The sequence below is a fragment of the Pararhodobacter zhoushanensis genome (assembly GCF_003990445.1).
Lineage (GTDB): Bacteria > Pseudomonadota > Alphaproteobacteria > Rhodobacterales > Rhodobacteraceae > Pararhodobacter > Pararhodobacter zhoushanensis.
In genome coordinates this window covers 435,008-460,235 of the sequence record NZ_REEZ01000003.1, presented here as the reverse complement: position 1 = coordinate 460,235, position 25,228 = coordinate 435,008, and the positions used below count along the sequence as shown (strand labels likewise).

The following is a 25,228-nucleotide window of genomic DNA, read 5'->3' as shown; positions in this document are numbered from 1 at the left end:
GGCCGCGAGGCCCCTTTTTGCGTTTCCACTGCGCTTAACGCTGTTGGTTCAACGACGACGGTCGCGGCGCGCCTGCATCGGCTGGAACGCGACCGAGACATGCGCCTCGCAATACGGCTTACCCGCAACCGAGGGCAGACCGCAGAACCAGAACTCTTCCGTCGCCGGATCGCCGATGGGCCATTTGCAGGTCCGCTCGGTCAGTTCCATCAGCGACAGCTTGCGCGCGGTCTTTTCCACTTCGCGCACCGAGGCCAGTGCCTCGGGCGAAATCTCGTTGGCCGAGGGCTGCGGCGGCAGCGGCTGACCGGCGGGCACAATCTGCCGGCGGCCCGGCAGCGCGACCGGCGTCACACCGATCGACACGCCCGACGTCGGCGGCGGCACGGCGGCGGCGGGCTTGGCCGCGACCGGCTCGGGCTTGGCCGCAGGCTCGGGCTCAGGCGCCGGAGCAGGCTCGACCCGCGCGGCGGGTTCGGGCGTTTTTTCGGGCGCAGCGGCCGGGGCTGCGGTTTCCGCAGCGGCCGGGGCCGCAGCCGAGGCATCGCCCGTGCGGCTGGACAGACCCAGCCGGTGAACCTTGCCGATGACCGCATTGCGCGTCACCGAGCCCAGCTCTTTTGCGATCTGCGAGGCCGATTTGCCCTCGGCCCACATTGTCTTGAGCAATTCGACCCGCTCGTCGGTCCAGGACATCCGTGACGCTCCACAAGAATTTTGGGCGGCTTCAGCGTGCAAACGCGCACGCGGGACTGGCCGCCGATCGCCCCTATTCTATCTTGGAGACGGTGAGATACAAGCAGGCGACGGCGAGGACAAGCCCCGCCCCTTTTGTTTGCCTGCACGTTTATTAGACCGGAGCCCTATCATGACCAGCACAGACCTGCCCAACGCGGCCCCCGAGGCCGCCCGGATCACCGCGTTGCGCGAAATGGGCGCGCGCCGGTTCGGGCGTTTCAACTGGCTGGGTACGCTCACGCTCGCCAAGCGCGAGATCATGCGCTTTCTGGCCGTCTGGCAGCAGACCGTCGCCGCACCGCTGGTCACGGCGGGGCTGTTTCTGGGCGTCTTTTCGCTGGCAATGTCGGGCCGCGCGCCGGTGATGGGCGTGCCGTTCCTGCATTTCCTTGTCCCCGGCATCCTGATGATGTCGGTCATCCAGAACGCTTTCGCCAACACCTCCTCGTCCATCGTGGGGGCCAAAGTCATGGGCAATATCGTCGACACGCTGATGCCGCCGCTGTCCCCGGCCGAAATCGTCGCGGGTTATCTGGCGGGCGGCATCGCGCGCGGCCTGCTGGTGTCGGTGGTGATCGTGCTGGCGGTGGGGTTCGTGCTGGGCGTCTGGCCCGCGCATCCGGTCTGGCTGCTGGCGATCACCATCACCGGCGGCGGCTTGCTCGGCGGATTGGGGCTGGTCGCAGGCATTCTGGCCAACAAATTCGACCAGATCGCTGCCTTCACCAACTTTGTCGTAACGCCGCTGTCGTTCCTGTCCGGCACGTTCTATTCTTCGGCCTCGATGCCTCCGGCGATGGCCGCTGCCAGCCATCTTAACCCGTTCTTCTACCTGATCGACGGTGCGCGCTTTGCCTATCTGGGCACGTCTGACACCAACCCGGTGCTGGGCCTCGGCGTGACGTTCGCCGCGGCGCTGGCGCTGGCGGTGCTGGCCTGGATCTGGATCACGCGCGGCTTCCGGCTCAAGGCCTGACGGCTGACAGGACTGTGACAAATCGCTGCAATCCCTAGACCGCGGCCCCACAGCCCCCCTATAAAGCGGTAAGAAACCATTGCGAGGGGTCGCCCTGACCGCTCATAGCCCCCGACCCTTTTAGCCGGAGTGAAATCGTATGATGAAAGCCCTGACCCTGTCCGCCGCCGCGCTGCTTGCGCTGGGTGCGACTCCGTCCTTTGCTGAAGGCGACGCAGAAGCCGGTGAAGGCCTGTGGCGCAGCTGCCGGAGCTGCCACGCGATCACCGATGCTGACGGCACCACCATCCAGCGCGGCGGCCGCACCGGGCCGAACCTGTACGGCCTGCCGGGCCGCGCTGTCGCCTCGCAAGAGGGCTTCCGCTACAGCGCGCCGCTGCTCGAATTCGCTGCAACGGAAGAGGGCGCGGTCTGGACCGAAGAGCTGTTCGTCGAATACGTCGCCGATCCGACCGCCTTCCTGCGCTCGCATCTGGGCGAATCCGGCGCGCGCTCGGGGATGAGCTTTCGCATGACCTCGGGGGCCGAGGATATGTGGGCCTATCTGGCAAGCGTCTCGCCTGACGTCGCTGATGATGCAACCGAATCCCACGAGGCAGACGAGTAATCACTGCCGCGTGTCAGTAGAAGCGCCCTGCCCCTTCGGCGGGGCGTTTTACGTTGCACAGCAGACGGTTACGCCACCAACTCCCTAAACCCGGGGATCGCGCAACCCGTGATGCCTGAGCGCCGCCATCCGCGCGAACTTCAGCGTCAGCGCCTTGCGCCGCGCGCCGGGCAGCGCATCCAGCGGCCCCATCGAGACGATCTCACCGCTGTAATCATCGGCGATGATCAGCCCCGCCCCTTCCGGCAGCAATTCAACCGGGAAATCTGTCGTCACCGCCCAAAAGAAGCGGTCGCACCACTCCAGATAGCCCTGCCACTTGTGATCCGCCATGAAATCGGCGCGGCTCGACTTGCACTCGACCACCCAGATCTCGCCCTTTGGCCCCAGCGCCATCACGTCGACGCGCAGCCCGGGGCGCGGCACGACCTCTTCCAGCGTGGCGAAGTCATGACTGCGCAGCAGGCGGCACACGCCACGTGCAAGCCTTTGGCCGGGAAGGAGCAGATCGTCGGTCATGAACGCAAGAATAAACCAAGAACACGCGCTGTCCAGACCTCATCCCCAGTGGGAGAGCCCGTCATACCGCCCGAAACTTGATGCCGCGCTCGGTGACGCAATCGCGCGTAACAACGACAGCAAGAGGCGAGAATCGAAGGGATCCGTAGAGCTCTCAAATCGTCGGATTATGCGACGATCTATGCGCTGGAACTGGGCCTGCACAGCTTGCCCCGATGGCAAGCGCGTAGCACCGGGCGCTAAGTGTTGCGGTGGTTGTCGGGATCATCGTGATTTTCACCAAGCGCAAGACGACGCTGCTGACTGCCGATGGCCGCTCACAGGCCTTGATGATCGACAGTCGTTGACAATCAACGGGCCTTGATCACCGACGGGCCTTGATGAAACCAGAACGCCGCCCTAGATGTAAGGGCGGCGGGTTCTGCTCTTCACGTCGACGGCATTTTTCCAGTGGCCGATAAGCACTTCCGAGGGAGCTGGCTCTGCCATGGTCCTGGCCTTGGTATCTGGCGCCCACCTGATAACCTCAGGCTCTCGGGAAATCTCACCAGAAACGGTTGCTGCGGGCCCGCCACCCTTCCCAACCGTCCGACCGGGCGCTTAGCGCCGGTCGTCAGCGCGAATGCGAATCGGGATCAGCTGGCCCTGACGCACAGGCGCGCGGTGCCCGCCCTTGGGGCCTTTATCCTCGGGATCGGCCATGCGCATGATGGCGATGGCGAATTGCACCCCGGCGAAAACCAGTCCGTTGAAGAAAAACAGCATGAGGCCGGCGATCCAGCCCCCATCTGTGGCAAACATCAGGTGGCGCAGATTGGCGACATTGAAGCCCAGAAGCATGCCGACAAACACCGCCGACAGCACAAAACCGTAGGCTACCTGTTTGATGTAAAGCCGCACGAGACGCGGAATACCATCATCGGGATCGGGCATCATGGACATGGGTAAGGCCTCCTGTTGACCCGCAATGTAAGCTTTTTCCGACCATACACCAGTGGGTCTATTGTCGCGGTGCGATGGCGCGGGGCGACAGGTTCTGCGCCAGCGTCTCGAATACCGCGCGCGCAACCTGCCGCCACAGCGGACCTGCGTCCGCGTCCAAGGGCGCTTCGAGCGTATCGAGCCGGGCCACCAGCGCGCCCAGACGCGCCCGCGCCTCGGCCAGTTCCGGCGCAGTGCTGCGCGCGTCCTGCAACACCGCAAGTGTCTCACGCGCGGTGTCGCGCGTGGTCTGCACCTGCGTCTGGATCGCCACCAGCTCGGCCTGTACGCCGCCGCGCACATCCTCGGCCAGCCCGCGCATCTGCCAGACCAGAACCGCTGCCGCGACCAGCGCGGCAACCACCAACAGCAGCGTCGCGTTGAGCAACGCCAGCCCCAGCGCCCTGAGCGTGGATTTCACGTCAGACGGCATTTGGCAGCGTTTTGTTGTGCTTGAACGCGATGCAGTTTTCCACCGCCATCAGCCCCATTTGCGTGCGCACTTCCAGCGCTGCCGTGCCCAGATGCGGCAGAAGCGTCACGTTCTCCATAACGCGCAGAGCCTCGGGCACCGCGGGTTCAAACTCGTAGACATCCAGCCCTGCCCCGGCGATGCGCCCCTCTTGCAGCGCCGCGATCAGCGCTGCCTCGTCAACGATATCGCCCCGGGCAATGTTGATCAGATGCGCGTGCGGCTGCATGGCCTCCAGCGCAGCGGCGTCGATCAGGTGATGCGTTTGCGGCGAGGCCGGAACGGCGATCACCACCACATCCGCCAGCTCCATCAACGCGCTCAGGCTACCCACCGCCTGCGCGCCGGGCAGATCCGGCAGATCTTTGGGCGTGCGGGTCACATAGGCGATCTGCATACCGAAGCCATGATGCGCGCGCTTGGCAATCGCCTGCCCGATGCGGCCCATGCCCACCACGCCCAGTGTCTTGCCCGACAGGTGCAGGCCCAGCATCTGCGTCGGATGCCAGCCCTCCCATTGGCCCGAGCGCACCAGCCGCTCGCCCTCGCCCGCCCGCCGCGCGCTCATCAGCACCAGCGTCAGGGCGATGTCAGCGGTGGCGTCGGTCACCGCGCCCGGCGTGTTGGTCACGGCGATCCCGGCAGCCTTGGCCGCCGCGACGTCGATGTGGTTATAGCCCACACCGAAATTGGCCAGCAGCCGGGCGCGCGGTTCGGGTGCGGCGGCAAAGATCGGCGGCTGGAAGCGGTCGCCAAGGGTGGGCAGCACCACGTCATATTCCAGCAGGGCGGCGACCATCTCGGCCGGGGTCAGGGGCGCATTCGACTCGCGCATCGTCACGTCAAACTCGGCGCGCGCAGCCGCGACGACCGGGTCGGGCAAGGGCCGGGAAAGATAGAGTTTCATCAGCACATCCTCGCGCCATTGGGAACGCTGCGTTCGGGGCCGATCACCACCACCGCGCCGTCGTCATCATAGAGCCCGAGCACCAGCACCTCGGACAGGAACGGGCCGATCTGGCGCGGCGGGAAATTGACCACGCCCATGACCTGACGGCCGATCAGATCCGCGGGCGCGTAATGCTCGGTGATCTGGGCGGACGAGCGTTTCACGCCCACCTCAGGCCCGAAATCCACCGTCAGCTTCCACGCCGGCTTGCGCGCCTGTGGGAAGTCCTCAACCGCAGTCACCGTGCCGACGCGGATGTCGAGCTTCTGAAAATCCTCAAAACTGGCGCTCACTGCCCCAGCTCCCGCGAACGATCCGTCGCCGCCTTCACCCCGCGCTTGAGCAGCGCCGGAAAGCCGTCCGTTTCATTCATCAACACCGCCAGCGCAGCGGCGGTCGTCCCGCCCGGCGAGGTCACGTTGATACGCAGCTGCGAGGCGCTCTGGTCCGACTGTTGGGCCAGCTCCCCTGCCCCGCAGACCGTCGCCCGCGCAAGCTTCATGGCCATGTCTTCGGGCAGCCCCTCGGCCACACCCGCCGCCGCCAAGGCCTCGATCAGATGGAAGACATAGGCAGGCCCTGAGCCAGACACGCCGGTCACCGCATCAATCTGCGATTCGCTCTCCAGCATCACCGTTTCGCCGACCGCCGCCATCAACTGCCGCGCCAGATCCAGCGCATCGGCACTGACACGAGCATTGCCGATCAGCGCGCTGATCCCCCGGCCCACGGCGGCAGGCGTGTTGGGCATCACCCGAACCACGGGCGTGCCCGCCCCCAGCGTATCCTCGATGGCTTTCAACGACGTACCGGCAGCGATCGACACAAACACCGTGTCCCCGCCCCCCAAGGCCTGCAACGACGGCAACGCCGCCCCCATCATCTGCGGCTTGACCGCCAGCAACGCCATCGCCGGTGCCGCCGGCAGCGGGCGGTTCAGCGCAACGCCCGTGGTCTTCAGCCAGTCAGACGGGTTGGGTTCGATCACATGCACCGACGCGGCAGGCAGCCCGTCCTTGAGCCAGCCCTCCAGCAAGGCCGAGCCCATCTTGCCGCAGCCCAGCAGCACCAGCCCGCGCGCTGCAATATCGCTCATATCCATAGGTCACCCCCGTGTTTTGCCCGCACCCTAACGAGGGCGCGGCACCGGGGAAAGCCCCTGATCGGGATCGGGGTCAGGCGTGACCGTAGGCCTGGCTGATCGCCAGCTTCAGCGCATCCTCAGGGCTGCGATCCGCCCAGGCGACCAGCTGAAAGGCAGGATAGAACCGCTCGCAAGCCGCGACAGCACTCAGGATCATCTGGTCGATCTGCTCGCTGGCCGCGATCTGGCCACCGCTGAGCAGCAGGCCATAGCGCCACACCAGCAGCGTCTGCGCGGGCCAATAGGTAAACCCGCCGGACCAGCACAGATCATTGGCGTGGTTAAGGATCTCGTAAAAATCGGCCATCCGCTCGGCGGGTGGCTCCATCTCGAACGTGCAGATCAGGCGCAGGGTCTCATCCCCGCCCGACCAGGCAAGGGTGAGCGAATAGCTGCGCCACTGGCCCTCAACCGCCATGGCGATCTGGTCGTCACCGACCCTATCGAATTCCCATGCGTGATGTTCGGCCAGAGTCTCGACGATGTCGATCGGGTGGATCTCATCCGTCAGTAGATGGTCCTCGGACAGGGGCATGTCCTGGCTTTCTCTGTTCTAGCCTCAACGGACGCCTGACCCACTATGACTGCGGGCCTTGGCAAGGTGCGGCGGTTTGGTCTCGCCGTCATTACTAGATATGGTGGTGGAAAACCGAAACCCTGTAAAGGAAATTTTCCTGTGGACAAGGTTTGAAGTGAGTGTGCGTGTGCGTTGACACCAATTCTTGCAGAAAAGCGGGAACAGGTGATAACAGCCGAAAATAGGCGATATCCGCTAGGGTTTTCAGACACTTGCTGGTAGCCCGCGAGGCTTGAATGCCGCTCTGGAAAACTTGCAGAAACTCCGCGAAAAACCCATCTTTCATGCTCAAGGCACTCTGCGCGCAACTCCCCTTAACGCGGTTTGAAGCCTGATTTCAAAGGGTTTTGTGAGCAAACGGCCTCGGTCACAAAAATCGGAACATGCACGCGAGCGCGCAAGTTACCCTACCCGCGTGCATGTTCGGGATATCGCATTGAAAATTATAGGCTTCGCCCACAACGGGACCGCCTCAACCAGCTCGCGAACATGCACGCGATTATCGCGCTGATCCGTAACAGTAGTCCTTGCCGAATTTGCGGGGAAGCAGCGATGATCAGTCATAGCAAAGAAACAACGTCCCCCAAGAGAACGAGCCGCATGCGCACTTTGCAAGTTGCATGACCTCCCTGCGGACGCGCGCCTTGACGGCAAGCCGATGTGGGAAAGCTACCTTGAGGAGGTCGATGCTGTACTGGCGGCAGCGCTGGACAGCGCCGCCTATGCAGCCTTGCTCAAGGAGGAGTGACGCAAAGGGCGTATTTTGTTGAAAAACTCTTCCTTGATTGCGGCCTGAACTACTGATTCAATTCCCGTATTGTGGGTGGGATTTGGCGATGTTGGGACCGAGGCAAGAAGCGCAGGCGGCACTGTTTTACGAGTTTTCGCTGGAAGATCATGTCCCACAAGATCACCTGCTGCGATCCATTGATCGTTTCGTCGACCTGAGCAGCGCTCGCGCCTATCTGGCAGATTTCTACAGCCACACGGGCCGCCCTTCCGTCGATCCTGAACTACTGATCCGCATGTTGCTGGTCGGATATTGCTTCGGCATCCGGTCTGAGCGGCGGCTCTGCGAGGAGGTACATCTGAACCTCGCGTATCGCTGGTTTTGCCGCCTCGACCTGACCGACAGGATCCCGGATCATTCAACGTTTTCCAAGAACCGGCATGGGCGTTTTCGCGACAGCGAACTTCTGCGACACCTGTTCGAGACGACCGTCGCCCGCTGTATCGAGGAAGGTCTCGCCAGCGGTCAGCGCATGGCAGTCGATGCCAGTCTGATCGAAGCCGATGCGAACAAGCAAAACTCAACACCGAAGGAAGAATGGGATGCGTCGTCCATCAATGCCGTAGATGCACCCCGCGCAGTACGAGAGTATCTCGACACGCTCGACGAGGCAGCCTTCGGCGCGGCGAGCGATGTCCAACCCAAGTTCGCCTCGCATTCCGATCCCGCCAGTCAGTGGACAGCAGCCCGCAAAGGCCCTGCATTCTTTAGCTATTCCGACAATTATCTCATCGACACGGATCACGGTGTCATCTTGGATGTGGAACCCACACGCTCCATCCGGCAAGCCGAGGTTGGATCGACAAAAACCATGCTGACGCGGGTGAAAGAAAAGTTCGGCTTGGTCCCTGACTGGATGATCGCCGACACAGCCTATGGTTCAGGCCCAATGCTCGGCTGGCTCGTGGAGCGCAAGATCGATCCTTACATCCCGGTGATCGACAAGGCCGGACGCCCCGATGGCACCTGGACACGCACAGATTTCGACTGGGATGCAGAGAATGATCAATATATCTGCCCCGAAGGTCACGCGCTCAAGCAGTTCCGCCGGAATTACTCTGATCCGAACCGGGGACCGACGGGCAAGGGTACAGCCCGCTATCGCGCCTTGAAACAAGTCTGCCAGGTCTGCCCGTCCAAGCAAAAATGCTGCCCCAACGCTGATGCGCGCAAGATCACCCGCGAAGAGCACGAAGATGCGCGTCAGGTCGCCAGGGATCTGGCTAAGACCGAAGAATACCAGACCGCGATGAAGCTCAGAAAGAAGGTCGAAATGCTCTTCGCCCACCTCAAACGCATTCTCGGGCTGGGACGACTACGATTACGTGGGCCGTGCGGCGCAAATGACGAATTCCTCCTCGCCGCCACCGCCCAAAACCTCCGCAAACTAGCCAAGATCCTTCCTGCACCGCAGCAAACACGAAAAGCCTGATCAGAAAGGCGCTTGCGCACTCTTCAGATCGCTATTTGCTGCGGTCGCGAACGGGTGTTTTTCCACAGAATCGGCGGAGAGCGGTCATTCGCTGCAGAAGAACAGAATACCCCCTTGCTGGTCGAAACGGGACTTCACCTCTGCCAAAGCCGCGAGGATCAGCGAATCGCTCGTAGGCTCTCCACAGATTGAGTCTTGGCGTGGCGAGGTCCGTGGGACGGGCCGACCGGCCCGCCGCTTCAGCAGAAATGACTTGCAGCGCGCCACTCCAACCAGCAACGTGACGTGAAACCGGGGGTGCCCTGGAAATCTGGACAGGACGGTCTGCGACGGCCCGATCGGAGACGTTGGAATCGCGCGGTTCCCAAGTGAAGCCAAAGGCCCTCGGCGCGACCGATCCACCTTCGGTGCCGACAACAGGAGGATATGCCAAATGATGCGCATCTGGTCGACATCGGGTTACGCGATCCTTGCATTTTCCGTCCTGGTCGCCAGCGGAGCCAAAGTCGCCGCCAGCCCTCCCGCCGCCGTTGCGCCAGCAGCGGCATCGGTCATCTATCCTGCCGCCGGCACAGCCCAACGCCGGGCCGCGCTGGACCGGTTCTGGCAGGACTGGAAAGACGTCTATCTGCATGAGGGCTGCGGCGGCGCCTATGTCGACATTGCAGGCGACGGCAACCCGACCTACGGCGATAGCGTGCCCAATACGCTCACCGTATCTGAGGCCCATGGTTATGGCATGCTCGCCCTCGTCAGAATGGCGGATCGGGACAGCGAGGCAAGACCGCTTTTCGACGAGATGCTTGCCTATTTCCGGGCACATCCCGCCGAAAGCGGCCCTGGCCTGATGGCGTGGAACCAGACCCGCGATTGCAGGGACGCGCCCGAAGGCGAGACGACGGCCAGCGACGGTGACATCGACATCGCCCTAGCGCTGCAATTGGCGCAGCAGACATGGGGCGGCTATGCCGAAGACGCCGCCGAGGTGCGGGCGGCCATTCTCGACCGCGAGATCACCCGCCATGATCTTGTCAAACTGGGCGACTGGGCGAACTATGAGATCTATGACGTGGCGTCCCGGTCCTCGGACTTCATGCCTTACAACTTTTCCGTCTTTGCAGCCGCACCCGGTTCGGATGCGTCCCGGTGGACTGAGATCCGGAGCACCGGCTATGACGTCTGGGGCAGGATTTCCGAGACCTACGCCCAAGGCACTGGCCTCGTACCGGATTTCATGGTCGGAATGCCCGCCGATCCGCGCCCGGCCGCAGCAGGGTTTCTCGAAGGGGACTACGACGGGTTCTATTCGTGGAATGCCCTGCGCTACCCTTATCGGTTGGCCGCCGATTACCGGATCAGCCACGATCCGCGTGCCGCCGATCACCTGCGACGGATCAATGCGTGGATCCGCACGGCAACCGGCGGGGACCCGTCCCGGATCGCCTCGACCTACCGGCTGGATGGTAACATCCCCCCGGACGGCCGGTGGACAGGAGAGCCCGGCTGGATCTCCATGTTCGCAGCCGGTGCGATTGCCGGCAGCGGCAATCCGGAGGCAGATCAGGCCTGGATGGACGCCCTCTGGGCCGCCATGGTCGCCATTCCCATCGAGGACGGAGATTATTTCGGCAACACTCTCAAGCTTCTCGCGTTGATCGATCTGGCAGAGATGTGACTGCCGCGCCGGACGGACCGGCATGACCCTGATGGCAAGGCGCGCGACTAAACACCTAAAGCTGAATGAGGGAAAGGGGGTCTCATGCCTCGGGCATGAATTGCGCAACAACGCCGTTACAATGTAAGAAAATGTGATAAACTGATCGTTCTTTCCGGTGAACGTTACACTTTGGAAAGCTGAAAATTGTAGTGTCGCTGTCTGTTGAAACGCGCAAGAAGGCAGGCTCGGCGCAAAGAAGGTTTTGCTAGTCGGAAATTGTCAGGTCGTCTCCTGTGCTGCGCTTCTGCGGGCAGCAGGGTTCACTGATGTCACGGCCCACAGGTTCAGTCAGATCAACCCTGAAGATTTGTCGCCTGATCGCGTCAAGCAGTATGACCTGATCGTTGCGCACGAAACGATCCGGAACCGTCCAACCTTTGTCGCCGCATTGGCGGATAAGCCCAATCTTATTACTATACCACCTCTCTTTTTTAATGGGTTCACCCCCGATGATGAACTGGGCGGGGTCACTTTTGGCAACGGCACGGTTATCGAGCTATCGCGGATCGCTGTAGGGGCGTTTCGTCACAGTTTAAGCCGTGACGAGGCCGTGGCACTATACTCGCCTGAATTTTGCGATCTGATGGGCTATCCCCAGGCCTTGGAACGAGCAAGAAATAATCTCATTCGAACCTTGGCGCCCTATATACCGGAAATTGAACAACTATACGCAAAATGGTACGCTCAAGGCCCGTTTTTTTATACGGGCAATCATCCAAAACTCTTTGTTGTGGAGGATATGTTTCGGAACGTCCTGAAAAGAAAAGCGGGGATAGTGCTGCAAGAGAACCTCTCAAGCTTTTGTCCTGACCCGTTGCAGGACTACGCCGCATCGCCGCAGATGAACCACCCGAATGTCCGCAATGCCCTGACAAACCCGAACCATCTTAGAAAACTAGGTTCAAAGCTTGTCAGCTGCGCTGATTTTGTCGATTTTTGCTACACAAGGCTATCAAAGCTAGGTGATACAGTTACTTACAGCGACGCCTCCAACGCACAGTTTGACAGCGCACTGCTCCGCTGGAGAGACCGGCCACCTCTGGAAAAGGCAGAAAACCCCTATCGCAGTCAGCCCGCGCGCGCGTTCTGGAAACAGGCGGTCGCACGCCCCGCATCACATGAGGTGCGTCCGATTGGCGATGCCACGGCAATAATTTGGCCTGAAGCCCGCGTTGCGACGGCTGGAAGCTGCTTTGCACAGCATGTGGCTCGCGCGATGGTAGCCGACGGGCTTGACTACTATGTGTCCGAAAAGGCGCCTTCGGGCATGCCCGAAGACATAGCAACAGCGCGCGGATACGGACTTTTTTCGGCACGCTTTGGCAATATCTACTCAAGTCGGCAACTATTGCAGCTTATTAAACGGGCGTATGGTGAATTCGTTCCTTTTGACACGGCATGGCCTGTAAAGGATGGGTTTGTCGATCCTTTCAGACCAAATTTCGGGCAGGTTTTTGAAAGCCCTGAAGCCGTAGAAGCCGAACGCGCGACACATATGGCTTGCGTCAGGGAGATGTTTGAAAATCTGGACGTATTCGTGTTTACGATGGGCTTGACAGAGGGCTGGGTAGACCGACGCGACGGCGCCGCGTTTCCGGTGGCTCCGGGCGCTGTCAGTGATCAAATAGATCCCAAGCACTATGAATTCGTCAACTCTGGTTACACTGCAGTTTCAGCTGAAATGACTGAGTTTCTTGTCCGCCTTGGCAGGGTAAACAAGAACGCCCGCGTTGTTTTGACTGTTTCTCCGGTTCCGTTGATCGCAACCTATAGCGATACGGACGCGCTGACCGCCACCACGTATTCAAAATCGGTTTTGCGGTCGGTGGCTGGTGATCTGGCGCAGAATTTTCCGAATGTCTTCTATTTCCCATCATACGAGATCATCACGGGATCGTTCAACCGCGGTGCCTATTATGAGGCGGATCTTCGATCGATCCGACCTGAAGGTGTTGCCCATGTGATGGAGGTTTTCCGCGCGGTTCTTGTCGGACGGACGGAACAGATCCGCATTGAAGAGGACTCACCCCGGTTTGGTGTCGATGCCGAGTACCAACGCCAACTCGATGTGGTCTGCGATGAGGAAATGCTGGTGCGGTGAGTGCAGTGCCTGACGCGCAATACGCTCAGGCCTTGCGGCGGTGCGCCGGTCGCGTTCGGCGTGCCTGCTGGCTTCCGGCCCGTCCTGCCGCCTCGCCGTCCCCCGTTTATGGTTCGCCGGGGGCGACGAAAGACAGGCCGGGGCACCGCGGCTGTGCTGCCGCGCCTTTAGCGCCGCGAGGGCCACAAGCAACAGGTGTGGCCCTCCTCAACGCACGCTCAGGCGCGCAGCATGACCTTGCCGGCGCGCCCCGGTGTCAGGGCAGCTTTCACCGCGTCGGTGATCTGTTCCAGCGGATAGACCCCGCCGTCGGTCAGCACCAGCTGCCCGCTGGCGGCCAGGGTCACCAGTTCGGTGATCAGGCGAACCCGTTCTTCGGGTGCCATCTGCTGGCTGACGCGTGACCCCCAGAAGCCCTTGATCGTGATGTGCTTCATGATCAGCGCGCCCGAAGACAGCGGCATCACGGCACCGGTCGCAGTCCCGAACACCACCAGCTCGCCATCCATTCCCAGCAGGTCGACCAGATCGCCGGCAATGTCGCCGCCGACCGAGTCGATCGCAGAGGTGGCCCCTGCCGTCCCGATGATCGCGCGCGCGGTCGTTTTCCAATCTGCGTCCGAGGTCGACAGCACATGCTCGGCCCCCAGTGCCGTCAGTTCCCCGACCGCCTCGGCCCGGCGCACGAGGTTCAGCAGGTTGATGCCGCGCGCCTTGGCCAGCGTGACCATGATCTTGCCGACTGCGCCATTGGCCGCGGTCTGGATGATCCAGTCGCCTTTCCTGGCCTTCAGCGTCTCCAGCAGCGACAGGGCGCTGAACGGCATGGCGATCAGCTGCGCGCCTGCTACGTCGGAAATCGCGTCCGGCAGTGGCAAGACGCCAGCGGCGGGGACCGCGAAATACTCGGCCCAGGCGCCGTGCAGGCCGCCGACGGCCACGCGCTTGCCGATCAGCGCCGCATCGACGCCCTCGCCCACCGCTTCAACGGTGCCCAGTGCCTCAGATCCACCGATCGCCGCGGGCAGCGGCGGTTTGTAGCCGTAGTTGCCACGGATGGTCCACAGATCGTGGTTGTGGATCGGCGAGAGGGTCATCTTGACCAGAACCTCGCCTTTGGCCGGCGCGGGCTTCGCGACGTCGCGGGTGACCAGAACCTCGGCCGGTTCGCCGAAGACGTCATGCAGGGCAGCTTTCATGGGATATTCCTTTCAGGAAGTCGGTTGGGGGGCGAGCATGCGGGTCGTTTCGGCCAGCGCACGCTGCAGAGGGGTTTGGTTTTGGGCGAGTTTCGCCAGAATGGCGGCCCCCAGCCATGTTGCGTAAAGGGTCTGGGCCGTGGCCTCGGGCTCGTCGAAAACCCGAACCGAGCCGTCCTCGGCCCCCGCCCGCAGCAGGGTGGCGAGGCGCTGGACGAACTGGCCCACCCCGTCGTTCAGGATCTGGCGCATGGCGTCAGACAGGTCCGCCACCTCGGCCCCCAGTTTGACCACCAGACATTGCGTGGCGATGCCTTCGGTGCCCGAATGGGCCAGCCAGGCATTCCAGAAACTGGTCAGCTTGGCACCGGCGGACCCGGGACCACCGATCAGCGCGTCGATGCGGGTCAGGTAGCCGTCGACATAGTCCTGCAACAGCGCCTCACCGAACGCCTCTTTCGAGGCGAAGTAGTAGTAGAACGAGCCCTTGGGCACCGCACTCTCGGTCAGGATCCGCGACAGGCCAACGCCGCCGAAGCCGTGCTTCACCACAAGGCGGCGGCCTGTTTCCAGGATCTTGTGTCGGGTCTGATCTGATTTGGTTTGTTCGGTCATGATCGGCATCTAAGGAGTAATAGACCGGTCGTCTAGTTAAGCTCACGCATTCGTGAGCTTGCCCTGCCGAACCCCTTCCCCGCATCAGCGCTTTGCTTTGGTGACGACACGCCCGACCTGCCCTGCGAACCAAGAGGCCCGCCATGCGCACCACGCTTTCCACTGCCCTGTTCGCGATGGGCATCACCGCAACCAAACCGCAGCAAGACCGCCATGGCGACCCAAAGGCCCCGATCCGCAGCGTTCAGGATCTGGACCTGCCGCGCTATGCGGGCCTGTGGTACGCGCTGGCGCATTACCCCAACCGGTTCGAGCGCAACTGCTACGCCACGACGGCCACCTACACCCTGAACCCCGACGGCAGCGTCACGGTCGAGAACCGATGCCGCAAAGGCTCGCTCAACGGGCCAGAGGACGGGGTGACAGGCAAAGCCGTTGTGGCAGGGCCGGGTCAGCTGAAGGTGGGGTTTGTGAAATACCTACCGTTCATTCGCGGCGACTATTGGGTACTGGACGTAACGCCTGACTATCACCTTGCCGTGGTCGGCGAACCGGGGCGCAAATACGGCTGGGTGCTGTCGCGCGACCCCCACCCCAGCGCCGAGCTGATGGAACACGCCGAGGCGGTGCTCAAACGCAATGGCTATAACCCGGCGCTGCTGGAGCGCGTGGTTCAGCCCTGATCGCGGAACTGCGCAGCGGCTGAGGCAACGCGGGCCAGCGCGGTCACCAGACAAAGCACCGCAAAGGCCCAGGCGACAGCCGCAAAGGCCGCCGGGAACAAACAGAAGGTGACAAAGAACGCGATGGTCTCGCTGCCCTCCAGCAGACCGCCCGCGTGATACCACGACTTCTTGCCGCGCGCTTCGGTGCTCAGATTGTGCTTGGCCGCCAGGATCGCAAAGCCAAGAAACGAGGCCGCGTTGACATAGAATGCCCCCAGCAGCGCCGCCCCGGCCAACCCGTTGGCGGCGGGGTCCAGCCAGACGAAGCCCAGCGGGATGGCGGCGTAAAACCCGAAATCGGCGAGAATGTCGTAATAACCGCCCAGATCGCTGGGCCGAGTCGCGCGGGCGACGGCCCCGTCCAGCCCATCTGCTAACCGGGAAGCCAAGATCAGGCCCAGCCCCCACCCGAACCACCCCGCACCGATCGCCAGTGCTGCCCCAAGGCCAAAAGCCAGCCCGATCAGCGTCACGCTATCCGCGCCGAACCCGGCGCGGGCCAGCCAGACGCCGATCCGGTTCAGCGGTGGGTCGATGAGGGGGCGCAGGTGGCGGTCCAGCATGGCGGGCCGCCCGGGCTCAGGGTTCGAGAACGGCGCGCAGCACGGCACGCTCGCCGTCGAGCAGTTCGAGCACGCCATTGTCCAACCGCCAACCGTTCACCTGATCGACGATTGTGTTGAACTGCGCCTCTATCTCACCGCCGCGACCCCGGCACGCCATCCGCGTTGACGCCAGCGCACCGAAGGCGAAGCCGTCATCCAAGGTATAGCTGCCGTTATAGCGGTTGCAGCCCGAGCGGCCGCTGGCCTGCCCGTCCTGCAACGTCAGCGTCACGTCATCCGCCGGCTCGATACTGGTGCCGTCCAGCGCAACCACGCGCCACGCGCCCTCAGGCGAGGCGGACTCACCCATGGTGCAGCCGGCCAACGTCGCGCTGACCAGCACCACCGAGGAAAAGAGTGCGGCGCGCAGCATGGCTCAAGCGCGTTCCGAGTACTCGAACGTCTCGGTGTTCACGATGATGCGCTCATCTTGCCCGACGAACGGCGGCACGGTGATGCGCACACCGTTGTCCAGCAGAGCGGGCTTGAAGCTGTTGGCGGCAGTCTGGCCTTTGACGACCGGCTCGGTCTCGACGATCGTGCAGGTCACCTTTTGCGGCAGCGACACGTTCAGGGCTTCTTCACCATAGTATTCGATGGTGACGGTCATGCCGTCTTGCAGGAACGGACGGCGGTCGCCCAGCAGGTCGGCGGGCAGTTCGATCTGCTCGAAGCTTTCGCTGTCCATGAAAGTCAGCATGCCGTCGGTCTCGAACAGGAACTGCTGGTCCTTCTGGTCCAGACGCACTTGTTCAACCTTGTCAGCCGAACGGAAACGCTCGTTCAGCTTGCGACCGTCGCGCAGGTTCTTCAGCTCGACCTGAGCAAAGGCACCGCCCTTGCCCGGCTTGACGTGGCTGACCTTGACCGCAGCCCAAAGGCCGTTGTCATGTTCAAGGATGTTGCCGGGGCGGATTTCGTTACCGTTGATCTTGGCCATGAGAAAACTCTTAGGAAATCGTTGAGATCGTCTTGGCCAAGCCTATATCTTGCGCAGTGGAACCGCGCAAGCCAACCAAATAAAGCTAGGGGTTTTGCACAGCCATGCTTTATACGCATGGCGGGCATGCAACAGATCGGTAGCGAATCGCATGCTGATACAGGTAGAGAGGCGGACGCCAAAAAATGCAAGAGCAAGAATAAGGACGGTATAATGTTCGATTCCGTGGACGCCACGGCGTACAACCATGAGCAGGGTACGCGGGCGCGCAAACTGTTCGCTGCAGTCGTACTGGCTGCGCTGGATGATGCGATCGCTGATGACAAGAAATACGGCAATGGTCCCGAGCAGATCGCCCGTTGGGCACGCTCGCGTGATGGCCGTGAAGTGCTGAGCTGCGCCGGTATCGACCCCAACGAGCGTGTCGTGTCGGGCCTGATGAACTTTGTTGCCGCTGGTGTGCGCACCTCGGTTGCTCTGTCGCGCGAAGAAAGCGAGCGCCGCATGGCCGCAACGCAGGCCGAAGCCGCCTGAACGCTCTGACGCCCCGTTTGGGGCGCACCGCAGAAAAGCCCCGCGTCCCACAGGACGCGGGGCTTTTCTTCGTATCACCGCGTGCGTGCGCGCCACTCATCTATCACCGCTGCTGTCTGTGCCGCATGGCTGATCGGCACCATATGCCCTGCCCCGTCGACCACCGCGATCTCGGCGCGCGGCAAACGTCGCTGCAGCCCTTGCACAGTTGCGTGAAAGATTTGTGTCGTTTCACTGCCGACGATCAACAAAACGGGCGCCTCGAAACGCTCCATCATTCCCGGCGCCAGCAACCCGCCGCTGTCCTGGATCAGCCCGGCCTCGCCCGCCGCGACCAGCTTTATCTGTGCCTCCATCAGCGCCCGCGCGTGATCGGCCAGCGTGTCGTAATCGGGCGAGCCGACGTTCTGACTCAGAAACAGCCGCACAGCAGCAGGCCAATCCCCGGCATCAAAGGCGTCCTGCAGCGGCTGCCGCCCGCGCACATAGGCGTCCAGGTCGGTGTTCTCGGCGGCGGCAAAGAACACCGGTTCGATCAACACCATCCCCTGCGCGGTGTCGGGATGATGCAACGCATGCCGCAACATCGAGGCAGCCCCGAAGGAATGCCCGATCAGCAAAGACGGCCGCGTAACATGCGCGGTGATTGCCGCGGCGACGAGTGCGTGAAAATCACCGGGATCGACCGGCATGGCGCTGCGTCCGTGGCCGGGCATGTCCAGCGCCAGCGCGTCCAGCGGATCGGCCAGACGATCGATCATACGCGCCCAAGTGCCGCTGTAGCCCAGAAAGCAATGGGCCAGAACCGCCGCTTGACCGTCAGGCTGACCCAACCGCCTGCTGTGGATCCCGTCCACGCTGGCCGCCTGCGTCACAGCTTGCCGGCCAGAAACAGGTCCAGATCCTCGATCCGGTCCTGTCCCCAGAAGCGCTCGCCATCCACGATGAAGAACGGAAAGCCGAACACCCCGGCCAGCCGCGCCTCTTCCAGATATTTGCCATACAGATCCGCCCCCAGCATCAGGCCGGACATCGTCAGCCCCGGATTGAACCCGGCCCGCTTCAGGCAGTCGGTGATCACCGCGTCATCGGCCACGTTCTTTTCCTCAGCCCAGCAGGCCGCGCAAAGCGATTGCACCAACCCGTGCAGATCTCCGCCCCCGGCCTCTTGCGCGGCAATGATCGCATAGGCAGCTGGCGCCGGGTTGGTGGGGAAAAACGCGGGTTTCAGCGTCAGCGGCATGCCGCGCTTGGCCGACTGACGGCGCAGTTCTTGCAGACGATACTCCTGACGGCTCTCATGCCGATCCGGCAACGCGACCCCGCCGGTGCGCGCGAACAAGGCCGAAGGATCAACCGGTTTGTACCGCAGGACAGCGCCATGCCGCGCCGCAACCTCGGCTGCGCGCTTGCCCACCAGATAGGTCCAGGGTGAAATGACAGTCAGGTAGTAATCAATCTGTCGCATCGCGTGCGCGCTCCTGGATCCTCGGGTTTGCAAGACCCTATCGGGGTGATAAGCGGTGTCAACATCCCGAATCCCCGCCCCTTCGAGGTTGCAGATGCCTGCCATGACAGAACCGAAACTCATCTCTGGCAATGCCAACAAACCCTTGGCCAAAGCCATCGCGCGGCGCATGTCGCTGCACCGGGGGATGAGCGTCAACCTCGTCGACGCCCGTGTCGAACGGTTCAACGATCAGGAGATCTTCGTCGAGGTCTACGAGAATGTCCGCGGCGAGGATATGTTCATCATCCAGTCGACCTCGCGGCCCGCGAACGACAACCTGATGGAACTCCTGATCATCGCCGACGCGCTCAAGCGCTCGTCCGCGGCGCGGATCACCGCCGTGATCCCCTATTTCGGCTACGCCCGTCAGGACCGCCGCACCAAGGCCCGCACGCCGATCTCGGCCAAGCTGGTGGCCAATCTCATCGCGCAGGCGGGTATCGACCGCGTTCTCACCCTGGATTTGCACGCCACGCAGATTCAGGGTTTCTTCGACATGCCGGTCGACAACCTCTACGCCGCGCCGATCTTTGCGCTCGACGTGATGCATACGTTCCGCGACCGGATGGCCGATGTGATGGTGGTCTCGCCCGACGTTGGCGGCGTGGCCCGCGCCCGCGAACTGGCCAAGCGGATCAACGCCCCGCTGTCGATCGTCGACAAGCGCCGCGAGAAACCCGGCGAGATTGCCGAGATGACGGTGATCGGCGATGTGCGCGGCAAGACCTGCATCATCGTCGACGACATCTGCGACACGGCCGGCACGCTGTGCAAAGCGGCGGAAGTGCTGATGGAAGCCGGCGCTACAGAAGTGCATTCCTACATCACCCACGGCGTGCTGTCGGGCCCTGCGGTCGAGCGGATCCGCAATTCGGTGATGAAGTCGCTGGTGATCACCGATTCCATCGAAGCAACCGAAGCGGTGAAGGCCACATCCAATATCCGCATCGTGCCGACCGCCCCGATGTTCGCGCAGGCGATCCTGAACACCTGGAACGGCACCTCGGTCTCGTCGCTGTTCGACATGGAAACGCTGACGCCGATCTACGAAGGCCTGTATTCGCCGATCTGAGCGGGAAAGCCGGGGGGCTGCCGCCCCCCGGACCCCCTGCCCAGAGGAGGGGGCACGCCCCCTCCTCTGGACTCCTCCCGTGGATATTTATCAGACAGAAAATGATCACGGCGCGCGGCGGATGACCAGCTGAGGTACGCCGTTCGAGGTAAGGGCGGGCGATCGCCCTGTTCGGTCAATAACGCTCTGCACCTGTCTGCGCAGGTTGGAGAAGCTGTCGAACCGTACCGTGTCGATGAGCGCATCAAAGCGGATCTGCACACGGAAGCCGTCACCTTTTCGCGCGATCGCCCGGAGCGTGCCGGTAAAGGCAATCCCGAGATAGGCACCCTCAACCCGGTCACCCGGGGCAAAGGGCATCTCAAGAGCTTGCGTCAGGCGCGCATGCAGCGTGTTCCAGTCCCGCGCGCCGTTCTGATGCGCGATATGCTCCAACGCGGCGGCATGGCTGATCGTCTGACCCTGCGCAGCCATCGTCTGCCTGAGCGCTCGGGCCAGCGCCTTGGCTTGCGTTAAGGTTAACGAGGTCATGCGGTGCCCCGAGTGGCGAGACCGCTGGACCACAGCCCTAGAGCCAGCGCGATAACCACCGCATCGCCCACCGGAAACGCCGCCCAGAGCGCGCCGGGCCCGAACGCCGCCGCCAGAGCGACGACCAGCACCGGGCTGAGCAGGAACGGCTTCACCAGCGTCAGCGCCGCCGTCCGTCCCGGCAGGCCCACCGCCTGAAAGTACAGCGCCAGCACCAGCACCGGACCCGAGGCCGCATAGAGCAGTATCTGAACCCGCAGGATAGCGCTTACCTGCGCCACGACGCCGGTATCGTCGACGAAAGCCAAACCGATCCAGCCGCTCGCGCCCAGCAGAACCAGCTCAACCCCAAGGCAATAGACCCCGGCCACAATCATCGCCAACCGCAGGGTACCCGCGGCGCGCGCGTGCAGCCCGGCCCCGTGGTTGTTGCCAACGATGCTCTGCGTCGCCAGCGCGATCGCCATCTGCGGCAGGAAGGCGAAGCTGAGCAGCCGCGTCGTCACGCCGTACGCCGCAATCGTCACCCCTGCCTCAGGGGCGCCCGCCAGCACCGCTATCACCGTACCCGAGACCAGCGCCATGCCCAGAAAGCTCAGGCTCACCGGCGCACCCAGTTCCAGCAACCGGCCCCATCCGCGCACCCAACCGTGCCGCACCAGCGCCGACAGCGGCACCACCCAAGCAGCCCGCAGACGGAACCCGACCAACAGGCCCAGCCCCGCCCCCTGCGCCACCACCGTGCCCCAGGCCGACCCCGCAACGCCCCACTCAAGCTGAACAATCAGCCCATAGTTCAACGCGATATTGGCCAGCGTCACCCCCAGCGACAAGAGCGCCATCAACCCGGCGCGTCCCTCGCTGCGCAACGCATCAGCGTGCAGGCCCAGCAGAAACTGCACCGGCGTGCCCCAGATCAGGATCTGCAGATACACACCCGCCTGCGCCGCAATCGCGCCCTGCCCGCCGGACAGCCAGCCCAGCACAGCCGACCCAGCCAGCACGAACCCGGCGATCAACAGCGCCGCGACCATCAGCGCCAACCCATGCGCCTGTGCAAAGACCTTGCCGGCGTCGCCGTACCTTCCGGCCCCCAGCGCCCGCGCATAAAGGCTCGCCATCCCGCCTGACACCAGACTGGACAGCGCAATGGTGACCATCACCGCCGGAAACGCCAGACTGACGGCCGCCAGAGCCTCGGGTCCGACAAAGCGGCCCAGAAAGACCGCATCGACCACCGTCAGCAAGCCGTTCATCGCCATGACCAGAGTCATCGGCACAGCATTGCGGACAAACACCCGCCCGATCGGGGCGGTCAGAAATGAATTTTGGACAGCGCGCGCAGACGGCATCGCTCACTCCTCACAGATGAGGCATTCCAGATCGGAGGGGCGCCTGCATTGCCCACCAGCGAAATGCATCGAGGGTGAGTAGATCGTCCAAGCCGGGCTTCACCGTGACTTTCGTCCGCAGGCGGCAGGTGCCGGATACCATGCCGCGCTTTAGCGCCACAGTCCCAGCCCTGTCAACGCCGCACCAACTTTATGCTCTAAATATCCTGGGGGGTGAATGCGGCGCCAGCCGCAGAGGGGGGCAACGCCCCCCTGCCCGGTCGTCCGAGGGCGCGGCGGCGACAGCCGTCTCGGCCAAGGGCGAAACCCGCCCCGCTGCGCAAACGAAAAGGGCCCCGCAATCGCGAGGCCCCTTCCCAAATTGAAAGCAGATCAGAAGTTCGGCACGTTCGGGTCCAGCCCGATATGTGTGCCCATGGCGACCATGTCGGCCAACATCTGCGCCGCATCGTCAACCACGGTGTGGTGGGCTTCCTTATGCGCCTTGTGCGCCTCGGCAACCCATTCATCCAGCACCGGCTGCGTCACTTCCGGCTTCGGCAGCGAGCGCTCGGCCAGAACCGAGACGCCCTCAGGCGAGATCTCGGCAAAGCCGCCGGTCACGGCGAATTCGGTCACCTGACCGTTCACCGTCACCTTCAGCAAACCGGGCCGCAGGGTGGTGATCATCGGCGTATGACCGGGCATCGCCGTCAGTTCACCGTCAGCGCCGGGGATCTGCACTTCGCTGGCCTGAGCGGAAAGAAGTTTCCGCTCGGGCGAGACGAGGTCAAACTGCATCGTATCGGCCATGAGGGCCTCCTTTGCGCGTCAGATCAGGCGGCGGCGGCGAGGCGCTGCGCCTTGGCGATCGCTTCGTCGATGTCACCGACCATGTAGAAGGCTGCTTCCGGCAGGTGATCGTATTCGCCCGCAACCACAGCCTTGAACGAGGCGATGGTCTTCTCGAGCGGAACCTGAACCCCGTCCGAACCGGTGAACACTTTCGCCACGTCGAACGGCTGCGACAGGAAGCGCTCCAGTTTCCGGGCGCGGGCCACGGTCACTTTGTCTTCTTCGCTCAGTTCGTCCATGCCGAGGATGGCGATGATATCCTGCAGCGACTTGTAGCGCTGCAGCACGCGCTGCACCGAGGTCGCCACCGAATAGTGCTCGTCACCGATGATCAGCGGATCCAGCAGACGCGAGCTCGAACCCAGCGGGTCCACAGCCGGGTAGATGCCTTTTTCCGAGATCGCGCGGTCCAGAACCGTCGTTGCGTCCAGGTGGGCGAACGAGGTTGCCGGTGCAGGGTCGGTCAAGTCATCGGCGGGCACGTACACGGCCTGAACCGAGGTGATCGAACCGTTCTTGGTCGAGGTGATGCGTTCCTGCATCGCGCCCATATCGGTGGCCAGCGTCGGCTGGTAACCCACGGCGGACGGGATACGACCCAGCAGAGCGGACACTTCCGAACCGGCCTGCGTGAAGCGGAAGATGTTGTCCACGAAGAACAGCACGTCCGACCCGGTGTCATCGCGGAACTGCTCGGCCAGCGTCAGGCCCGACAGAGCGACACGCATACGCGCACCCGGCGGCTCGTTCATCTGACCGTAAACCAGCGCGATTTTCGACTCGGCCAGGTTATCGATGTTGATAACGCCCGATTCGATCATCTCGTGATACAGGTCGTTCCCTTCACGGGTCCGCTCACCAACACCGGCGAACACGGACACACCCGAGTGCACTTTGGCGATGTTGTTGATGAGTTCCATGATCAGAACGGTCTTGCCCACGCCGGCACCGCCGAACAGGCCGATCTTGCCGCCCTTGGTGTAGGGGGCCAGCAGGTCGATAACCTTGATGCCGGTAACCAGGATCTCGGTCGCAGTCGACTGCTCGGAAAATTCCGGGGCCTTGCCGTGGATCGAGCGGGTCTGCGTGGCGTCAACCGGGCCCTTTTCGTCCACCGGCGCGCCGGTGACGTTCAGGATGCGGCCGAGGGTCGCGGTGCCAACGGGAACCGAGATCGGTGCGCCGGTGTCGCTCACGGCCTGACCGCGAACCAGACCTTCCGAGGCGTCCATGGCGATGGTGCGCACGGTGTTCTCGCCGAGGTGCTGCGCAACCTCGAGGATCAGGGGTTTGCCGTTGTTTTCCGTGGTCAGCGCGTTCAGAATCGCGGGCAGGTCACCCTCGAACTGAACGTCGACAACCGCGCCGATCACCTGGGTGATCTTGCCTTGGGCTTTCGCTGTGGCCATTGTGTTTCTCCGGTTCCTCAGAGCGCCTCGGCGCCCGAAATGATCTCAATAAGCTCGTTGGTGATCACAGCCTGACGCGAGCGGTTGTACTCGATCGTCAGTTTCTCGATCATCTCGCCTGCGTTGCGCGTTGCGTTGTCCATCGCCGACATCTGCGCACCGTTGAACGAAGCGTTGTTCTCGAGCAGCGCGGTGAAGATCTGCGTTGCCACAGCGCGCGGCAGCAGGTCAGCCAGGATCGCCTCTTCCGACGGTTCGTAATCGTAGACCGTATCGACGTCAGCAGCCTCGCCCACCGGCGCAGGAATGACCTGCTGGGCCGTCGGGATCTGCGTCATCACCGACTGGAAGCGGCTGAAGAAGATCGTCGCAACGTCGAACTCGCCAGCGTCAAAGCGCGACAGCACGTCTTGTGCGATCGAGCGCGCATTGCCGTAGCCGATGCGCTTGACCTCGGACAGATCGACATGGCCGATCATCAGACCCGAGAAATCGCGGCGCAGTTGCTCGCGGCCTTTTTTGCCAACGGTCAGGATCTTGACCGTCTTGCCCTGGGCCGTCAGCTCGCGGATGCGGGTACGGGCCAGACGGGCGATCGACGAGTTGAAGCCACCGCAAAGGCCCCGCTCGCCGGTCATCACGACCAGCAGATGCACCTTGTCATCGCCCGTCCCGGCCAGAAGCCGGGGCGCGCTGTCCGATCCGGCAACCGAGGTTGCCAGACCGTTCACGACAGCTTCCATCCGCGCGGCATAGGGCCGTGCGGCTTCAGCAGCTTCCTGGGCACGGCGGAGCTTGGCCGCCGCAACCATCTGCATGGCCTTGGTGATCTTGCGAGTGTTCTTGACACTCGTGATCCTGTTTTTCAGGTCCTTGAGGTTAGGCATCTACCGACTCCT

29 protein-coding genes and 1 other RNA gene are annotated in these 25,228 nt (G+C 62.9%); 10 read left to right on the top strand and 20 right to left on the bottom strand.

Translation table 11 applies throughout. The features are described from left to right. Window positions 1-48: 48 nt before the first annotated feature. Window positions 49-696: a GcrA family cell cycle regulator gene (locus tag EAE28_RS10350; RefSeq protein ID WP_127105830.1), complete on the bottom strand. Its 648-nt coding sequence runs from the start codon at window positions 694-696 to the stop codon at window positions 49-51. A gap of 172 nt (window positions 697-868) precedes the next feature. On the opposite strand from EAE28_RS10350, the gene EAE28_RS10345 reads away from it, so the two are divergent. Together EAE28_RS10345 and EAE28_RS10340 are read left to right on the top strand one after the other, a co-directional pair. Next, entirely contained in the window at window positions 869-1,714 is an 846-nt protein-coding gene (locus EAE28_RS10345; protein WP_425466768.1) for an ABC transporter permease, read from the top strand. Between the two features lie 139 nt (window positions 1,715-1,853). Next, a complete protein-coding gene (locus tag EAE28_RS10340; protein ID WP_127105828.1) occupies window positions 1,854-2,321 on the top strand; it encodes a c-type cytochrome in 468 nt (155 codons plus the stop codon). Between the two features lie 84 nt (window positions 2,322-2,405). Here EAE28_RS10340 and EAE28_RS10335 read toward each other — a convergent pair whose 3' ends face one another. Then, complete coding sequence (locus tag EAE28_RS10335) at window positions 2,406-2,840, bottom strand: MmcB family DNA repair protein (protein ID WP_127105826.1); 435 nt, start codon at window positions 2,838-2,840, stop codon at window positions 2,406-2,408. 415 nt (window positions 2,841-3,255) lie between these two features. Between EAE28_RS10335 and ssrS the strand changes: the two genes are divergently transcribed. Continuing rightward, window positions 3,256-3,413: non-coding RNA, 6S RNA (ssrS, locus tag EAE28_RS24430), on the top strand. A 27-nt stretch (window positions 3,414-3,440) separates the two neighbouring features. Here ssrS and EAE28_RS10330 read toward each other — a convergent pair. The 6 genes from EAE28_RS10330 to EAE28_RS10305 form a co-directional block, all read right to left on the bottom strand. Beyond that, the gene (locus tag EAE28_RS10330; protein WP_127106010.1) at window positions 3,441-3,752 is read right to left on the bottom strand and encodes a hypothetical protein; all 312 of its coding nucleotides are present in this window, start codon (window positions 3,750-3,752) and stop codon (window positions 3,441-3,443) included. Between the two features lie 88 nt (window positions 3,753-3,840). Further along, on the bottom strand, window positions 3,841-4,254 hold the full coding sequence (locus EAE28_RS10325; RefSeq protein WP_127105824.1) for a CobD/CbiB family protein: 414 nt from the start codon (window positions 4,252-4,254) through the stop codon (window positions 3,841-3,843). After that, on the bottom strand, window positions 4,244-5,200 hold the full coding sequence (locus EAE28_RS10320; protein ID WP_127105822.1) for a 2-hydroxyacid dehydrogenase: 957 nt from the start codon (window positions 5,198-5,200) through the stop codon (window positions 4,244-4,246). Before EAE28_RS10320 ends, EAE28_RS10325 begins: the two co-directional genes overlap by 11 nt. Beyond that, window positions 5,200-5,535, bottom strand: coding sequence for a tRNA-binding protein (locus EAE28_RS10315; RefSeq protein ID WP_127105820.1), 336 nt, complete (start codon window positions 5,533-5,535; stop codon window positions 5,200-5,202). Before EAE28_RS10315 ends, EAE28_RS10320 begins: the two co-directional genes overlap by 1 nt. Next, window positions 5,532-6,344: a pyrroline-5-carboxylate reductase gene (proC, locus tag EAE28_RS10310; RefSeq protein ID WP_127105818.1), complete on the bottom strand. Its 813-nt coding sequence runs from the start codon at window positions 6,342-6,344 to the stop codon at window positions 5,532-5,534. Before proC ends, EAE28_RS10315 begins: the two co-directional genes overlap by 4 nt. Before the next feature lie 73 nt (window positions 6,345-6,417). Beyond that, a complete protein-coding gene (locus EAE28_RS10305) occupies window positions 6,418-6,921 on the bottom strand; it encodes a type III secretion system chaperone family protein (RefSeq protein ID WP_127105816.1) in 504 nt (167 codons plus the stop codon). A 658-nt stretch (window positions 6,922-7,579) separates the two neighbouring features. Between EAE28_RS10305 and EAE28_RS24360 the strand changes: the two genes are divergently transcribed. The 4 genes from EAE28_RS24360 (at window position 7,580) to EAE28_RS10290 (ending at window position 13,003) form a co-directional block, all read left to right on the top strand. Then, complete coding sequence (locus EAE28_RS24360) at window positions 7,580-7,711, top strand: hypothetical protein (protein WP_281279594.1); 132 nt, start codon at window positions 7,580-7,582, stop codon at window positions 7,709-7,711. Between the two features lie 88 nt (window positions 7,712-7,799). Further along, complete coding sequence (locus EAE28_RS10300) at window positions 7,800-9,185, top strand: transposase (RefSeq protein WP_127105814.1); 1,386 nt, start codon at window positions 7,800-7,802, stop codon at window positions 9,183-9,185. A gap of 433 nt (window positions 9,186-9,618) precedes the next feature. Beyond that, window positions 9,619-10,860: a glycosyl hydrolase family 8 gene (locus EAE28_RS10295; protein ID WP_127105812.1), complete on the top strand. Its 1,242-nt coding sequence runs from the start codon at window positions 9,619-9,621 to the stop codon at window positions 10,858-10,860. 244 nt (window positions 10,861-11,104) lie between these two features. After that, window positions 11,105-13,003 (top strand): GSCFA domain-containing protein, encoded by a 1,899-nt coding sequence (locus EAE28_RS10290; RefSeq protein ID WP_164736606.1) that lies wholly within the window; start codon window positions 11,105-11,107, stop codon window positions 13,001-13,003. A 218-nt stretch (window positions 13,004-13,221) separates the two neighbouring features. Here the strand turns inward: EAE28_RS10290 and EAE28_RS10285 are convergent, their stop codons facing one another. After that, window positions 13,222-14,202 carry a zinc-binding dehydrogenase gene (locus EAE28_RS10285; RefSeq protein WP_127105808.1) on the bottom strand — a complete coding sequence of 327 codons (981 nt, stop codon included), beginning with the start codon at window positions 14,200-14,202 and terminating at the stop codon, window positions 13,222-13,224. Window positions 14,203-14,214: 12 nt separating this feature from the next. Next, window positions 14,215-14,817 carry a TetR/AcrR family transcriptional regulator gene (locus tag EAE28_RS10280; RefSeq protein WP_127105806.1) on the bottom strand — a complete coding sequence of 201 codons (603 nt, stop codon included), beginning with the start codon at window positions 14,815-14,817 and terminating at the stop codon, window positions 14,215-14,217. A 143-nt stretch (window positions 14,818-14,960) separates the two neighbouring features. Here EAE28_RS10280 and EAE28_RS10275 point away from each other — a divergent pair, with 143 nt between their 5' ends. After that, the gene (locus EAE28_RS10275; RefSeq protein ID WP_127105804.1) at window positions 14,961-15,500 is read left to right on the top strand and encodes a lipocalin family protein; all 540 of its coding nucleotides are present in this window, start codon (window positions 14,961-14,963) and stop codon (window positions 15,498-15,500) included. Here the strand turns inward: EAE28_RS10275 and EAE28_RS10270 are convergent. Genes EAE28_RS10270 through efp form a run of 3 tightly spaced genes read right to left on the bottom strand, consistent with a single transcriptional unit; the run spans window position 15,491 to window position 17,087 of the window. After that, entirely contained in the window at window positions 15,491-16,105 is a 615-nt protein-coding gene (locus tag EAE28_RS10270) for a CDP-alcohol phosphatidyltransferase family protein (protein ID WP_127105802.1), read from the bottom strand. The genes EAE28_RS10275 and EAE28_RS10270 overlap by 10 nt on opposite strands. 16 nt (window positions 16,106-16,121) lie before the next feature. Further along, window positions 16,122-16,520 (bottom strand): META domain-containing protein, encoded by a 399-nt coding sequence (locus tag EAE28_RS10265; RefSeq protein WP_127105800.1) that lies wholly within the window; start codon window positions 16,518-16,520, stop codon window positions 16,122-16,124. A gap of 3 nt (window positions 16,521-16,523) precedes the next feature. Then, entirely contained in the window at window positions 16,524-17,087 is a 564-nt protein-coding gene (efp, locus tag EAE28_RS10260; RefSeq protein WP_127105798.1) for an elongation factor P, read from the bottom strand. 213 nt (window positions 17,088-17,300) lie between these two features. Between efp and EAE28_RS10255 the strand changes: the two genes are divergently transcribed. Continuing rightward, window positions 17,301-17,621, top strand: a complete 321-nt coding sequence (locus EAE28_RS10255; RefSeq protein ID WP_127105796.1) for a DUF6280 family protein — start codon at window positions 17,301-17,303, stop codon at window positions 17,619-17,621. 74 nt (window positions 17,622-17,695) lie between these two features. On the opposite strand, the gene EAE28_RS10250 is transcribed toward EAE28_RS10255, so the two are convergent. Next, complete coding sequence (locus EAE28_RS10250; RefSeq protein ID WP_164736605.1) at window positions 17,696-18,478, bottom strand: alpha/beta fold hydrolase; 783 nt, start codon at window positions 18,476-18,478, stop codon at window positions 17,696-17,698. Between the two features lie 14 nt (window positions 18,479-18,492). Next, complete coding sequence (locus tag EAE28_RS10245; protein ID WP_127105792.1) at window positions 18,493-19,089, bottom strand: 2-hydroxychromene-2-carboxylate isomerase; 597 nt, start codon at window positions 19,087-19,089, stop codon at window positions 18,493-18,495. Window positions 19,090-19,183: 94 nt separating this feature from the next. Between EAE28_RS10245 and EAE28_RS10240 the strand changes: the two genes are divergently transcribed. After that, window positions 19,184-20,203: a ribose-phosphate pyrophosphokinase gene (locus tag EAE28_RS10240; RefSeq protein ID WP_127105790.1), complete on the top strand. Its 1,020-nt coding sequence runs from the start codon at window positions 19,184-19,186 to the stop codon at window positions 20,201-20,203. A gap of 105 nt (window positions 20,204-20,308) precedes the next feature. Here EAE28_RS10240 and EAE28_RS10235 read toward each other — a convergent pair whose 3' ends face one another. The 5 genes from EAE28_RS10235 to EAE28_RS10215 form a co-directional block, all read right to left on the bottom strand. Next, window positions 20,309-20,734, bottom strand: coding sequence for a glyoxalase superfamily protein (locus EAE28_RS10235; protein WP_127105789.1), 426 nt, complete (start codon window positions 20,732-20,734; stop codon window positions 20,309-20,311). Next, on the bottom strand, window positions 20,731-22,086 hold the full coding sequence (locus tag EAE28_RS10230; protein WP_127105787.1) for an MATE family efflux transporter: 1,356 nt from the start codon (window positions 22,084-22,086) through the stop codon (window positions 20,731-20,733). Before EAE28_RS10230 ends, EAE28_RS10235 begins: the two co-directional genes overlap by 4 nt. Window positions 22,087-22,458: 372 nt before the next feature. After that, a complete protein-coding gene (locus EAE28_RS10225) occupies window positions 22,459-22,878 on the bottom strand; it encodes a F0F1 ATP synthase subunit epsilon (protein WP_127105785.1) in 420 nt (139 codons plus the stop codon). Window positions 22,879-22,901: 23 nt separating this feature from the next. Then, window positions 22,902-24,329, bottom strand: coding sequence for a F0F1 ATP synthase subunit beta (gene atpD / locus EAE28_RS10220; protein ID WP_127105783.1), 1,428 nt, complete (start codon window positions 24,327-24,329; stop codon window positions 22,902-22,904). A gap of 17 nt (window positions 24,330-24,346) precedes the next feature. Further along, window positions 24,347-25,216 (bottom strand): F0F1 ATP synthase subunit gamma, encoded by an 870-nt coding sequence (locus EAE28_RS10215; protein ID WP_127105781.1) that lies wholly within the window; start codon window positions 25,214-25,216, stop codon window positions 24,347-24,349. Window positions 25,217-25,228 lie beyond the last annotated feature (12 nt).